Raw genomic sequence first — 12,685 nt, forward strand, 5'->3', positions numbered from 1 at the left:
ACGCTACTTCTTCTTGACGTTGGTCACGGCGTCGGAGGAGTGGTTCGCGGTACCGCTCTTCGTCTTCTTGTCTGCCCGCTTCTCTTTCAGAGAGCGTGCTGCCGGCTTGGCGACGGCCTTGCGTGCTGATTTCTCGCCCATGGTGCATCCTCGTTTCGAGAGCCCGGATGACCCTTGACTCGACGATATGCCCTGCGGGTGTTCACGCTCGACCATCCAGGCGACTTGGGAGGATGACCGGTCAGTAGGAGGTCACGTACGAGAACGCCGCAGACATGATGTCGACGACCTTGACGACCACGACGATCATCGACAGAACGAAGACGCCGATGGTGATCCAGATCGGCACCATCGCGCCGCCGCCCGCCCGGCGCCGAACGACGACCGTTCGGCCGATGATGTACACGGTGCTGCCGAGGAAAGTCCAGGCCCAGTGGAACGGTCGGTCGAATCCGCGCGCGTGCAGGGTCTTCCAGTCGAAGTAGGCCAACAGCACCGAGACGCCGTAGATGACGAATCCGAGTGCCTGCACGAGGAGGTACCCCGGGTCACGGAACTGCCCCAGGGGGTCGTTCGCCGAGTCGAGCGAGACGCGCATGTAGGCATCGGTGTCCCACAGGGCGACCCCGAGGATCGAGAGCAGCGGCAGCAGCGTGATCAGCCAGATGAAGGGCGTGTACACCGGCGTTCCCTGCGCCACCCGTCGCGGCGTTCCGGCCGGAGCGTAGGCCTGAAGCGTGGGGTCGGAGACGTGCTCCGTCCAGTTCTGGCCGTCCCACCACCGGCTTCCCGGTCCGCCGGAGGGATCCGGGAACCATCCCGCAGCCGGTGGGACGTTGTCGAAACGGGGTGGGTTCGTCATTCGACGCCCTTCTCGGTCAGCACGAACAGCGGAATCTCGCGCTCGGTCTTCTTCTGGTAGTCGGCGTAGTCAGAATAGGCCGCGACCGCACGCTCCCACCACACGGCTTTCTCATCGTCGGTCACCTCGCGAGCGATGTAGTCCTTCTTCACCGCACCGTCTTGCAGTTCGACATGCGGGTGGGCGAGCAGGTTGTAGTACCAGACAGGATGCTTCGGGGCGCCTCCCAGAGACGCGACGACGGCGTACTCGCTCTCGTGCTCCACCCGCATCAGGGCGGTCTTGCGCAGCTTGCCCGACTTGGCACCGACAGAGGTGAGCACGATCACCGGCATGCCGCGCATGGTGGTGCCGCGGGTGCCACCCGACGACTCGTACTCCTCGACCTGCTCACGCGCCCAGTCAGACGTGCTCGGCTCGTAGTCACCTGTCAGTGGCATCAGGGTTCTCCTCGTGTCTATGGTCTGCTGCACCGACACTACGCTGGCAGACGGAACGATTCCCAAAGGAGCACGCTATGGTTCGGCAGAACCGCGCACTGTATGTCGAGTCGACGATGAGGGCCGACATCGATGAGGTGTGGCGCCTGACGCAGACCCCGGAGCTGCATTCACGCTGGGATCTGAGATTCAGTGTGATCGCACCCGAAGCCGCGCAGTCCGCGGCCGCCGACTCCCCCTCCCGGTTCCGCTACGAACGGCGGCTTCCGTTCCACACCATTCGGGGCACAGGAGTATCCCTCGGCGAGCGCACGGGAACTCGCGGCGCCCGCACCTCCGCACTCGTCTTCTCGACCCGCGATCCCCTCTCACCGCTCGCCTCCGGCCGTGGCTACTGGCGCTATCTCCCGAACGCAGATGGCTCGACCACATTCATCACGGGCTACGACTACGTGCCTTTCGCCGGTCGGGCCGGAGCACTGCTCGATCGGATCATCCTGCGTCGCGTTGTGTGGTGGATGACCGCGTGGAGCTTCGATCGACTGCGCATCTGGGCAGAGACCGGAACGCCACCGGAATCCTGGCCGCTCGCATCCGCCGCCGCATTCTGGAAGGCCGAGAGGCCGAAGGCCTCGCGCTGCCGCTCTCGCCCAGCGCGCGCTGCTCGCGACCATGACGCGATGTCCGAGGCCCCGGCGTCGTTGGCCGGGCTGGCCCACGAGTGACCGCCGTCTTCGCGCTCGCACTCGGCGAGCAGTTCGAGCGGCTGCACCCGATGATGCAGAAAAGGTTCGGCGTCGGCCTCGAGGCGGGCTACGCGTGCGTGGGAACGGGGGTGATGAGCCGCATCCGTCGCGGACCCTGGTGGACCATCCCGTTCCTGTGGATCGGGCGCATCCGCAACATCCTGGTGCCGATTCAGGGTACCGATGTTCCTTTCACTGTCGAGAACTACCCGTATCTCGATCCGCTGGGCCGCGAGACGATCACGTTCGTGCGCAGCTATGGCAGTGGACCTCGGCCACATCGCTTCGACGCCACCATGATCTACAGCGAGCGCGCTGGGCGGGTGATCGACTACCTCGGCACGCATCAGCACCTCGCCGTCGACCTCGACCTCACGGTGAACGACGACGGCTCCCTGCTCCTTCTCTCAGACGCCCAGCGCTTCTACGAGGGCCCTGTCGCGTTCCGTTTTCCGATGCTGTTCAGCGGTCGCGCCGAGCTGCACGAGAGCTACGACGACGAGGCGCAGCTCTATCGAATAAAGCTCGAGGTACGCAACCGCTGGTTCGGCTTCCTCTTCGGCTACGACGGCACCTTCAGCTGCGACTTCCCGCCTGCTGTGCAAGCTCCGGCCCGGCTCAAACCGGTTCGGCACGAGCGACGGGAGTAGCCCCCGGGCCCGCGCTCCGCACCGCACCGATGCTCGCGGTCACCACGAGAGCGATGGCGAGCACTCCGATGAGCGAGATGTGCTGAGCCAGCAGCACCACACCGGCGAGCGCCGCGATCGCGGGGGCCAGGCTCATGAGGATCGCGAAACTCGACGAGGGGATGCGGCGAAGGGCGAACAACTCGAGCGCGTAGGGAATCGTCGACGACAGAACGGCGACGGCCGCGCCGAGAAGCAGGATGTCCGGCCGCACGATGGCGGGTCCGGCCGTGGCGAGCCCGAGCGGTAGCGTGAGGACGGCGCCGATGGCCATGGCCAGCGCGAGTCCGTCGAGCCGCGCGAAGCGGCTGCCGGTGCGTGACGAGAGCAGGATGTAGCCGGCCCAGCTCGCTCCCGCGCCGGCGGCGAAGAGCACCCCCACGGGGTCGAGTTCGCCGAAGCTGCCCTGGCCCAGCAGAAAGACGCCGATAAAGGCGAGAACCGCCCAGAGCCAACTGGATGCGCGTCGGCTCGTGGCGACCGAGAGCACGAGCGGCCCGAGAACCTCGATGGTCACGGCTGCGCCGAGCGGGATGCGCGCCAGGGCCTCGTAGAACAAGCCGTTCATGACGGCAAGGGCCACGCCGAACAGCACCACCGTCATCCAGTCGCCGCGGCTGCGGCCACGCAGCGACGGCCGCGCGATGGCGAGGAGGATGAGGGCGGAGAAGGTGAGCCGCAGCGCGACCATGCCGAGCGCGCCGACGCTGGGGAACAGCAGCACGGCGAACGCCGCGCCCACCTCCTGGCACGCCAGCCCTGCGACGACGAGCCCCGCCGCTCCGACGGGGCCGCCGAGACGGGCACGGCTCATTCGTCGAGAAGGACCTTGCCCGGGTTGAAGTGGCGACCGGGATCGACAGCTCCGAAGAGACCGCGCATGATCTTGACGCCCTCGGTCGAGATGTCCTGCTCCATCCAGGGAGCGTGCTCGAGACCGACGCCGTGGTGGTGCGACAGCGTTCCGCCGGCATCGATGAAGGCCTGCTGGATCGCACCCTTCACGACGTCGTAGTTGGGGATCGCATCGCCCGTGTCGAGGTAGGCGAACGTGAAGTACAGGCAGGCGCCCGACGTGTAGGAGTGCGACAGGTGAGCCATGATCCAGCCCTTGACGCCGATCTCGTCGAACGCGTGGTTGGCGCTGGCGATCACGTTGCGGTAGAGCTCGGGCAGCTTGGCCCAGGGCGCGGCCGTCTCCGAGACGTCGGCCGATCCGCCCCAGTCGAGGAACCAGTCGCGGATGTACGGGGTGTCGAACTTCTTCTGGTCGTAGAGAACGCCGGGGCCCTTGCCCACGGTGATGCCGCCGTGCTTCTTGACGATGCCGGCGATGATCTTCTGGTTCGTCGCCACGAGCTCTTCGCCGCCCTCATTGCCGACGAACGACAGGCACATCTTCTCGGTGTCCCAGCCCTTCGCCTTCAAGACGACGCCGAGGCCCTTGGTGGCGAGCGCAGAGAAGCCCTTGCTCTTCTTCGAGGTGGCGAACGAGAACAGCGTCTCGTTGCCGTCGGAGACGCGGGTGATGGAGGGCGTCGCGTCGCTCTCGGAGATCTCGCGCATGGCGGCGAGTCCGGCGTCCCATGTGGGGTAGAGATAGGCGAGGATCTCGCGCTTGGCCGGGATGCGGTGGATCTGCACGGTGACCTCGGTGATGACGCCGAGGCGGCCCTCGCTGCCGAGGATCATCTCGCGCACGCTGGGCCCGGTCGACGTGCTGGGCAGGGCGCGCAGAACGAGCACGCCGCCGGGGCGAACGACGCGCAGCCCCTTGGCGATGTCGGCGATGTCGCCGAACTTGTCGCTCTGCATGCCCGAGGAGCGCGTCGCCACCCAGCCGCCCACCGTGGAGTGCGTGAAGCTGTCGGGGAAGTGTCCGAGGGTCCAGCCGGCCGCGTTGAGCTCGGCCTCGAGGTCGGGCCCCTGGGCGCCGCCCTGGATGCGGGCGAGGCTCGACTCGGCGTCGACCTCGATGACCCGATTGAGCCGGCCGAGGTCGAGAGAGACGACAGTGCGTTCTTCGTTCGCGAGGGGCTCGAGGCTGCCGGCGATGTTGCTGCCGCCGCCGAACGGGATGAGCACGGCGTCGGCAGCGACGACCGCATCGACGATCAGGCGGACCTCGGCCTCGTTGGCCGGGTAGACGACGACGTCGACAGCGCGCGGGAACGCGCTGGTGCGAACACGGATGAGATCGCGGATGCTCTTGCCGAACGTGTGCACCACTCGGGACATGTCATCGGTTTCGACGTGGTCGTCACCGACGATGCCGGCGAGCAGCAGAACGAACGACTCCGCCGCACGGCTGAACGGAACATCGATGTCCGCGAATGTCGGCGGCTCGCCCTTGGTCTTGGTGAGGTCGAGTCCCAGATTCTTCTTCACGAACGGCGCGAAGCCCGGCTTGTTCTCGTGGTGGAATGCGACGCCGTCGACGCCCCAGCCCCACCATTTCATGTGCTTGACATCGCTCATTGCAGGGCTCCTCTAGATCGTGGGGACTGGCCAAGGATAGTCGCGGAATGCAGCTCGCGCAGGCGCAGGATCTCCTGCTTGGTGCGCTCGGCGAAGTGGCCCGGGGTCTCCCCCGCGATGGGCCGCAGCGGCTCGCCGAAGACGACGCCGACCGGGTAGCGGCCCCGACGGGGCCAGTTCGCGCCGCGCGGGTGGGCGACGTGAGCGCCGATGAGTGCCATCGGAATGGTGGGAACGTCGCACGAGGCCGCGAGCGCAGCGGCTCCCGGCTTGAAGTTGCCGACTTCCCCGTCTTTCGACCGGGTTCCCTCGGGAAAGATCAGGATCGGAATGCCGCGTGACAGCAGCGAGCGGGCACTGATCGACTTCGCCTTCGATTCCATGCGCTTCACGGGGAAGGCGTTGAAGAACAGGGCGGTGAGGCCGCGCCTCCACCACACCGCGAAGAAGTAGTCGGCTGCGGCGCCGGTGGCCAGATATCGTGCGAGCCGGCGGGGAAGGGAGCCGACGATGAGGGGCGCATCGAGGTGACTGGAGTGGTTGGCGACGACCACGAAGCCGCCGGACAGGTCTTTGAGCTTCTCCCTGCCGATCACCGTGACGCGGGTGAGCGACCAGATCAGGGGCTTCAGGAGGCCGCGTTGCACCACGAAACGGGCGGCCGCGACGCCGGGAGAGTTGAAACGATCCCGTGCGCCGGGGGCGACGCTGACCGGCCCTGCTGGGGCGTCTTCTTCTGCAGCCATCTAGGTGACCGGCTTCTTTCGACTCGAGGAAATCGACCCGGAGACTGCGCGTATCGCACTCCTCGGTGCGTGGCGAGCCAACCAGATGAGGGTTCGGTACCGAACAGTCGGTATGGAGATTACCCTGCCCCGGTCGACGTCGCGCAAGCATGCCGTGACAAGTTGTTCGGCGTCGAGCCACAAGAAGTTTGGAATGCTCGACGCCTTGATTCCGGCGCGCTCGTGAAACTCGGTGTGCACCCAGCCCGGGCAGAGCGCCGTCACGCCGATACCCGTGCCGCTCAATTCGACGGCCAGGCCCTCGGTGAACGACGTGACCCACGCCTTCAGCGCCGAGTAGGCGCCCATGGTCACGAAACCCGCGGTGCTCGAGACGTTGACGATCTTGCCCGTGCCGCGCGGCAGCATCCCCCGCGCCGCGGCGCCGGAGAGCACCAGCACGGCGCGACACATGACCTCGAACGCGCGATCGTGCGCCGAGACGTCGGAGTCGATCAACGACGTGTGCACGCCGAATCCGGCGTTGTTCACCAGCATGTCGATCGGTCTCGACGGGTCTTCGAGACGCTCGGCGACGCGTGCCACGTCGGCACGGTCGGCGAGGTCGGCCGGAAAGATCTCGACCGATCGACCCAGCGCGCGGATCTCGTCGGCCATCTCCTCCAGTCTCGGAACGCTTCGAGCGACGAGAACAAGGTCATATCCCTGCGCAGCGAGGGACCGGGAGAACGCAGCACCTATGCCAGACGTTCCTCCCGTAACGAGAGCTACAGCCATGGGGTTAGGTTAGTCTGCTCTTCACGGCGTCGTTTACGCACGCAGGTTTTCGACCAGTCGGCAGGGCTCTCATGACATCCACAGACGCAGCTTCTCGTGCGCGCTTCGACGTGCGGGCTTTCGCCACAACGGCTCGCGGCACTCTGCGCCCCGAGCTCCAGCTCGAGGCCTACGAGGCCTCGCAGCTCTCTCCCGACGCGGTTCATCTGCTCCGCTACCTTGGTCGCCTCGAGAGCGCCACCATGGAGCAGCTGCGCAACCTCCTCGTGACCGCTACGCACAAAGACGCCCGAGTCACCGCCTTTCTCGTCACCTGGGCCTTCGAGAAGTTCTGGATCGCAGACGCGATCGACCAGATCCTCGTGGCGAACGGCAGCGTCGGGGCTCAGGTCGGCGACGAGGGCGCGGCTCGGGCCGATCGCTCCGAGTCCGCCGAGCGCCGCGGGCCGATCCGACGCGCGATCCTCGCCATGGGCCAGGGCGTGCCGCTCACCGGTGTGCACATGACGGCCGGCCTCATCGACGAATGGGTCATGGACACGGCCTACGAACGGCTCGATGCTCTGGCCGCACACCCCACCCTCAGCGTGACGCTCGGCACGATTCGCAGCATCAAGAGCCGGCACGAGTCGTTCTTCGCCGAAGAGGCGCGACGACGTCTCGCAGAGTCGCCCAAGACCGTGAAGCAGGCGACCAGCCAACTCGCTCACGCCGCCTGGCCGATCGGAGCGGTTGATCGCTCCGACACAGATCGAACCTTCTTCGAACAGACCGTCTTCGGCGGTGCCGACGGACTTCAGCGCGCAACCACGATCGGACACAGAGTGGCAGAACTTCCCGGCCTGACCCCGCAGACCGGCGACGCCGTCGCCCGGAAGCTTCGATCGTGAGCGACGCGGTGGACACCACCGTGAACGACGCGCTGTCCTGGACGGCGTCCTCCGATCTCGGCGACGCCCACGTCTTCATCACGGGCGGAACCGGCTTTGTGGGCCAGGCCATCGTCGAACGGCTGCTCTCGTCGCATCCGGCGACCACGATCTCACTGCTCATCCGCACCAAAGGCAGCACCACCGCCGACGACCGTCTGCGCACGCTGCTGCGCAAGCCCGTGTTCGGTCCGTGGCGCGAGCGCGTCGGCGAAGACGAGGTCGAACGCGCGATGCGCGAGCGACTGCGTGTCGTCGAGGGCGACCTCGCCAACGTTCCCCCGCTGCCGGCCGACCTCGACGTCGTCATCCACAGCGCATCGACCGTGTCGTTCGACCCGCCCATCGACCAGGCCTTCGAGACGAACCTCGGCGGCGCGATCGCCCTCTACACGGCTCTGGCCGAATCCGGCGGTGACCCCCACGTCGTGCACGTCTCGACCGCTTATGTGGGCGGCCTGCGCAAGGGCATCGTGCCCGAGGGTCGACTCAAGCACGAGGTCGATTGGCGCGCAGAGCTCACCGCCGCTCGGGATGCCCGGGTGCGGGTGGAGATGGCATCGCGTCAACCCGAGACGCTGCGCACGTTCATGAACGACGCCCGCGCGGTGCACGGCAAGGAAGGCCCGCAGGCGGTTGCCACCGCAGCCGAGACCGGACGCGTGGAGTGGGTGCGCGAGCGGCTCGTCGACTACGGCCGGAGCCGAGCGCAGAGCCTGGGCTGGACCGACGTCTACACACTCACCAAGTCGTTCGCCGAGCGGGCGGCGGAAGAGCTGTGGCGCGAGACCGGTCACCGTCTGTCGGTCGTGCGCCCGGCCATCATCGAGAGCGCTCTGCGACACCCGTATCCCGGTTGGATCGACGGCTTCAAGGTGGCCGATCCCCTGGTTCTCGCCTACGCCCGCGGCAACCTCACCCAGTTCCCCGCCCTGCCAGACACGGTGCTCGACGTGATCCCGGTCGACTACGTGGTCAACGTCATCCTCGCCGTCGCTGCGAACCCGCCTTCGGCAGAGTCCGAGGTCGACGCCGCGTATTATCACGTGAGCTCCGGCGCCCGAAACCCGCTGCCGATCCACCGCATGTTCACGAACATGAACGAGTTCTTCACCGCCACGCCCCTGCCGCACGAGAGCGACGGCCACATCGAGGTTCCGTACTGGACCTTCCCCGGCACCCGCAAGGTCGATCGCGTGCTCCACAACCAGGAGGTCTGGAACGCACGCCTCGAGCGGGCACTCGAGCGCCTGCCCTCGACCGAACGCAGTCGCGTGCACGTGAAGAAGGCTCTCAAGCGTCGTGACGACCTCGAGAACCTCCGCACCTTCGTCGAGCTCTACCGCGCCTATGTGCAGACCGAGATCATCTTCGACGACCGCAATACACGAGCGCTGCACAACGCCCTGCCCGCCGAGCTGCGCGACGACATCGGCTTCGATGTCACGGCCATCGACTGGGAGGACTACCTGCAGAAGGTGCACTTCCCGTCGATCACTGCTCTGACACGCGCCTTCGCGCTGCGCCCGGCGGCATCCGAGCGGGTGGCGAAGGCCCTTCCGACGCGCAGCGATGTCCTCGCCGTGTTCGACTTCGAGGGCACGGTCGTCGACTCCAACATCGTCGAGCAGTACCTCTGGGTGCGCTCGGCGGGCTTCCGCAAGGCCGCGTGGCCCAGCGAGGTCGCGAGCCTGCTCACCTCGCTCCCCGGATATCTGAAGGCCGAACACCGCGACCGCGGCGAGTTCATCCGCGCGTTCCTTCGCCGCTACAGCGGCATGCCCGCGAAGCGCCTCGAGAAGGTCGTGTCGGGCGGCTACCGCGAGACGCTGCTGCGGCACACGATGCCCTCGGCGATCGCGCGTATCGAAGAACACCGCGCCGCCGGCCACCGCACGGTACTGGTCACCGGATCCATCGGCATCCTGGCCTCGCCGCTCGCCGCGCTGTTCGACGACGTCGTAGCGGGATCGATGCATGAGCGCGACGGCATCCTGACCGGCTACCTCGCGCAGCCACCTCTGGTAGACGAGGCGCGCGCAGCGTGGCTGCGTCGCTACGCCGAGACGCACGGCATGGATCTGTCGAAGTCCTACGGCTACGGCGACAGCCACTCCGACCTGGTCTGGCTTCAGCTGCTCGGCAACCCCACAGCCATCAACCCCGACACCAATCTTTCTCGCGAGGCGCTCCGAAGAAGATGGAGCATTCACAACTGGAAACGCGGCACCCGCGGAGCATCCGCACTGCCGCAATTCGCGAAGGGAACCGGAGAGTAAGCTCTCCTCACACCATGGCATTCGACGTAGACAAATACACGGCCACCTCGGTCAGCGTGAACTGGGACGATCTCGACCTCGAGCGCTTCCGTGAACACCCCCTCCCCGAGGGCTCTCTGCGCACCCTCCGTTATATGGCCGATGTGGAATACCACACGGTCTGCTACACCCGCGACCTGCTCACCACGCCCTCTCACAAAGAGGCGGAGATGGGCGCGTTCATGACCATGTGGAACCGCGAGGAGTTCTGGCACGGCGAGGCCCTCGCCACGGTGCTGGGAATCCACGGCATCAACGTCGATTTCGACGAGCTCAAGGCCAAGCGGCTCAAGCTCGGCTGGCGCGACAAGTTCGACCCGATCAAGCAGTCCGTGATCGGCAAGGTCGTCGGAGCCGACTTCGTGGCCGTGCACATGGCCTGGGGCGCCGCCAACGAGTGGTCGGCGATCACCGCGTACAACCGCATGGCCGCGCTAGAGCAAGACCCGGTGCTCGCCGAGCTGCTGAAGCGCATCGCGAAGCAAGAGGCGCGTCACGTGGCCTTCTACACGTCGCAGGCGCGCGAACGACTCGCGAAGAGCACCAAGGCGCAGAAGTTCGCACGCTTCGCCCTGAGCAACTTCTGGGCCCCCGTCGGCTCCAGCATCATGGAGAAGAACGAGGTGAAGCACGTAATGGGCCATCTCATGGGTGGCGTCGAGGGTCGCAAGGCCGCGCGCAAGATCGACACTGCCATCAGCGGACTTCCCGGCCTCGAAGGGCTCACGATCGTCGACGACTCGCTCAACGCGCTCGGCGTCTAGCCCCCTCCCCTGCCGACCTCGGGTCATGGCACTCTGGTTCCATGCTCAGAATCGGAATCCTCGGCGCAGCCGGGATCGCCCCCAACGCCATCATCACCCCGGCACGGCGTCGCGACGATGTCGAGATCGCGGCCGTCGCATCCAGAAGCGCATCGTCGGCGAGCGCATACGCCTCGGCGCATTCGATCCCACGCTCCCACGCAGGATACGAACAGCTGCTCGCCGACCCCGACGTCGACCTCATCTACAACGCCCTGCCTCCGTCTGAACACGCGCGCTGGTCGATCGCCGCCCTTGAGGCCGGCAAAAACGTCCTCTGCGAGAAGCCTTTCGCCATGTCGGCCGAGGAGGCCCGGCTGATGACGACGGCCGCCAGCGATACCGGTCTGCGGCTCATCGAGGCGTTCCACGATCGCTACCACCCGCTCAGCGCGGAGGTCGATCGCATCGTCGCATCCGGGCGGCTCGGCGACATCGTGTCTGCGCACGCCGATTTCAGCGCATCCATTCCCTTCGATCCCGCGTCGATCCGCCACGACCCGGCCGTGGGCGGCGGATCGCTGATGGACCTGGGCTGCTACCCGGTGCACTGGCTGCGGGCGCTGATGGCCGACGAGCCCGAGGTTCTGGATGCGACGGCGACGGTCAATTCGCTCGGCGCCGATCTCAGCATGGACGCCTCGCTGCGCTTAGCCTCGGGCGCCACGGCGCGCATGACCTGCAGCATGGTCGACGGCACGGAGCTGAACTCGTCGCTCGACGTGGTCGGCACCCTCGCGACGCTGCACGTCGACAACATGGTCTTTCCGTCGAAGGGGCACTACGTCAGCGAGACGCGCGACGGCATCGTCCGCAACTGGACCGTCGCCGGTCGAGAGACCTACGATCATCAGCTCGCCGCGATCGTCGACGGCCTGGCCAGCGGCGAGAAGCTGCTCACAGAGGGCGAGGATTCCGTCGCTCAGATGCAGGCCATCGACTCGATCTACGCCGCTGCCGGATTCGAGCGCACGCGATGATCGACGCGCAGCCTGCTGGCACACCGAACTACGTTCTGAGCGAGGGACCGGTGTGGCACGGGCCCACCGACACCCTGGTCTGGGTCGACATCGAGGCCGGGCTCGTGCTGCGCGGCGAGCTCGACGATCGCGGGCGCATCTCCGTGATCCGCCGCACAGAGCTGGGCGAGTACGTGGGCTGCGCCATCCCCCTCGACGACGACCGGATGCTCGTGGCGCTGACCCGACGCCTGGCGATCGTCGACGCCGACGGCTCGGTCGACCGCGGGTCCGAGCTGCTGCCCGCCCACCAGCGTTTCAACGACGGATCGATCGACCCGCAGGGCCGCCTCGTCGTGGGGTCGCTCGCGCTCTCGGGTGACGCGAACGACAACGTTCTGCTTCGCCTCGAGACCACCGGCGAGCTGACGGTTCTCGACGACGACCTCGGACTGAGCAACGGCCTCGGCTGGTCGCCCGACGGCACCGTCTTCTACTCCACCGATACCGACGCGCGCACGATCTACCGCCGCAGCTATGGCGCAGACGTCGTCGGCCAGCGAGAGCCCTTCATCGTGTTCGATGAGGGTGTGAATCCAGACGGTCTCACGATCGATGCCGCGGGCCGGCTCTGGGTCGCCATCTGGGGCGGCCACGGCATTCGCGTCTTCGACGACCGAGGCGACGAGCTCGCAGACCTCGGCGCGAGCATCCCGCCCCCGCACTCGTCGAGCGTCGCGTTCGCCGGGCCGGCGCTCGACCAGCTCGTCATCACGAGCGCGTCTCGCGACCTCGACGAAGCAGAACGGATGCGCTGGCCCGACGCGGGCGGCCTCTTCTCCGCGCATCCGGATGCACGAGGCCTGCCGGCCACGCCGTGGGTCGAGGCGCCCCTGCCCGGTGTCGGCCTCGATCGCGGGGCCATCCAGCGCTGAGAG

General features: G+C 67.0%; 14 protein-coding genes. 7 read left to right on the plus strand and 7 right to left on the minus strand.

Annotated elements, in window-relative coordinates; genetic code table 11:
* Positions 1–3 precede the first annotated feature (3 nt).
* The 3 genes from ASE64_RS17645 to ASE64_RS07345 all read right to left on the minus strand — a co-directional run bounded on the left by ASE64_RS17645 (position 4) and on the right by ASE64_RS07345 (position 1,302).
* Positions 4–141, minus strand: a complete 138-nt coding sequence (locus ASE64_RS17645; protein WP_181035743.1) for a hypothetical protein — start codon at positions 139–141, stop codon at positions 4–6.
* Positions 142–241: 100 nt separating this feature from the next.
* A complete protein-coding gene (locus ASE64_RS07340; RefSeq protein ID WP_055778220.1) occupies positions 242–862 on the minus strand; it encodes a DUF2510 domain-containing protein in 621 nt (206 codons plus the stop codon).
* The gene (locus tag ASE64_RS07345; protein WP_055778223.1) at positions 859–1,302 is read right to left on the minus strand and encodes a nitroreductase family deazaflavin-dependent oxidoreductase; all 444 of its coding nucleotides are present in this window, start codon (positions 1,300–1,302) and stop codon (positions 859–861) included. Before ASE64_RS07345 ends, ASE64_RS07340 begins: the two co-directional genes overlap by 4 nt.
* A 77-nt stretch (positions 1,303–1,379) precedes the next feature.
* Here ASE64_RS07345 and ASE64_RS07350 point away from each other — a divergent pair, with 77 nt between their 5' ends.
* Positions 1,380–2,027: a hypothetical protein gene (locus ASE64_RS07350; RefSeq protein WP_082465978.1), complete on the plus strand. Its 648-nt coding sequence runs from the start codon at positions 1,380–1,382 to the stop codon at positions 2,025–2,027.
* Positions 2,024–2,698 (plus strand): DUF4166 domain-containing protein, encoded by a 675-nt coding sequence (locus tag ASE64_RS07355; protein ID WP_055778226.1) that lies wholly within the window; start codon positions 2,024–2,026, stop codon positions 2,696–2,698. The genes ASE64_RS07350 and ASE64_RS07355 overlap by 4 nt, the downstream gene beginning before the upstream one ends.
* Here the strand turns inward: ASE64_RS07355 and ASE64_RS07360 are convergent.
* Genes ASE64_RS07360 through ASE64_RS07375 form a run of 4 tightly spaced genes read right to left on the minus strand, consistent with a single transcriptional unit; the run spans position 2,667 to position 6,738 of the window.
* Positions 2,667–3,551: an EamA family transporter gene (locus ASE64_RS07360; RefSeq protein ID WP_055778230.1), complete on the minus strand. Its 885-nt coding sequence runs from the start codon at positions 3,549–3,551 to the stop codon at positions 2,667–2,669. The two genes, ASE64_RS07355 and ASE64_RS07360, sit on opposite strands and share 32 nt — an antisense overlap.
* Positions 3,548–5,215, minus strand: coding sequence for an FAD-binding oxidoreductase (locus ASE64_RS07365; RefSeq protein WP_055778233.1), 1,668 nt, complete (start codon positions 5,213–5,215; stop codon positions 3,548–3,550). Before ASE64_RS07365 ends, ASE64_RS07360 begins: the two co-directional genes overlap by 4 nt.
* Positions 5,212–5,961, minus strand: coding sequence for a lysophospholipid acyltransferase family protein (locus ASE64_RS07370; RefSeq protein WP_055778236.1), 750 nt, complete (start codon positions 5,959–5,961; stop codon positions 5,212–5,214). The genes ASE64_RS07365 and ASE64_RS07370 overlap by 4 nt, the downstream gene beginning before the upstream one ends.
* Entirely contained in the window at positions 5,962–6,738 is a 777-nt protein-coding gene (locus tag ASE64_RS07375) for an SDR family NAD(P)-dependent oxidoreductase (protein ID WP_055778240.1), read from the minus strand.
* 71 nt (positions 6,739–6,809) lie between these two features.
* Here ASE64_RS07375 and ASE64_RS07380 point away from each other — a divergent pair, with 71 nt between their 5' ends.
* Genes ASE64_RS07380 through ASE64_RS07400 form a run of 5 tightly spaced genes read left to right on the plus strand, consistent with a single transcriptional unit; the run spans position 6,810 to position 12,682 of the window.
* A complete protein-coding gene (locus ASE64_RS07380) occupies positions 6,810–7,628 on the plus strand; it encodes a hypothetical protein (RefSeq protein WP_055778242.1) in 819 nt (272 codons plus the stop codon).
* The gene (locus ASE64_RS07385) at positions 7,625–9,946 is read left to right on the plus strand and encodes an SDR family oxidoreductase (RefSeq protein WP_235480530.1); all 2,322 of its coding nucleotides are present in this window, start codon (positions 7,625–7,627) and stop codon (positions 9,944–9,946) included. The genes ASE64_RS07380 and ASE64_RS07385 overlap by 4 nt, the downstream gene beginning before the upstream one ends.
* Before the next feature lie 14 nt (positions 9,947–9,960).
* Entirely contained in the window at positions 9,961–10,749 is a 789-nt protein-coding gene (locus ASE64_RS07390) for a hypothetical protein (RefSeq protein ID WP_055778245.1), read from the plus strand.
* A gap of 41 nt (positions 10,750–10,790) precedes the next feature.
* Positions 10,791–11,768: a Gfo/Idh/MocA family protein gene (locus ASE64_RS07395; protein ID WP_055778248.1), complete on the plus strand. Its 978-nt coding sequence runs from the start codon at positions 10,791–10,793 to the stop codon at positions 11,766–11,768.
* A complete protein-coding gene (locus ASE64_RS07400) occupies positions 11,765–12,682 on the plus strand; it encodes an SMP-30/gluconolactonase/LRE family protein (RefSeq protein WP_055778251.1) in 918 nt (305 codons plus the stop codon). The genes ASE64_RS07395 and ASE64_RS07400 overlap by 4 nt, the downstream gene beginning before the upstream one ends.
* Positions 12,683–12,685 lie beyond the last annotated feature (3 nt).

This window comes from Agreia sp. Leaf210, from assembly GCF_001421485.1.
In the GTDB taxonomy this organism is placed as follows: Bacteria; Actinomycetota; Actinomycetes; order Actinomycetales; family Microbacteriaceae; genus Agreia.

Bases quoted from the DNA above. Each gene is read 5' to 3' on its own strand.
- ASE64_RS17645 (WP_181035743.1), bottom strand. From the start codon at position 141: ATGGGCGAGAAATCAGCACGCAAGGCCGTCGCCAAGCCGGCAGCACGC.
- ASE64_RS07340 (WP_055778220.1), bottom strand. From the start codon at position 862: ATGACGAACCCACCCCGTTTCGACAACGTCCCACCGGCTGCGGGATGG.
- ASE64_RS07345 (WP_055778223.1), bottom strand. From the start codon at position 1,302: ATGCCACTGACAGGTGACTACGAGCCGAGCACGTCTGACTGGGCGCGT.
- ASE64_RS07350 (WP_082465978.1), top strand. From the start codon at position 1,380: ATGGTTCGGCAGAACCGCGCACTGTATGTCGAGTCGACGATGAGGGCC.
- ASE64_RS07360 (WP_055778230.1), bottom strand. From the start codon at position 3,551: ATGAGCCGTGCCCGTCTCGGCGGCCCCGTCGGAGCGGCGGGGCTCGTC.
- ASE64_RS07365 (WP_055778233.1), bottom strand. From the start codon at position 5,215: ATGAGCGATGTCAAGCACATGAAATGGTGGGGCTGGGGCGTCGACGGC.
- ASE64_RS07370 (WP_055778236.1), bottom strand. From the start codon at position 5,961: ATGGCTGCAGAAGAAGACGCCCCAGCAGGGCCGGTCAGCGTCGCCCCC.
- ASE64_RS07375 (WP_055778240.1), bottom strand. From the start codon at position 6,738: ATGGCTGTAGCTCTCGTTACGGGAGGAACGTCTGGCATAGGTGCTGCG.
- ASE64_RS07380 (WP_055778242.1), top strand. From the start codon at position 6,810: ATGACATCCACAGACGCAGCTTCTCGTGCGCGCTTCGACGTGCGGGCT.
- ASE64_RS07390 (WP_055778245.1), top strand. From the start codon at position 9,961: ATGGCATTCGACGTAGACAAATACACGGCCACCTCGGTCAGCGTGAAC.
- ASE64_RS07395 (WP_055778248.1), top strand. From the start codon at position 10,791: ATGCTCAGAATCGGAATCCTCGGCGCAGCCGGGATCGCCCCCAACGCC.
- ASE64_RS07400 (WP_055778251.1), top strand. From the start codon at position 11,765: ATGATCGACGCGCAGCCTGCTGGCACACCGAACTACGTTCTGAGCGAG.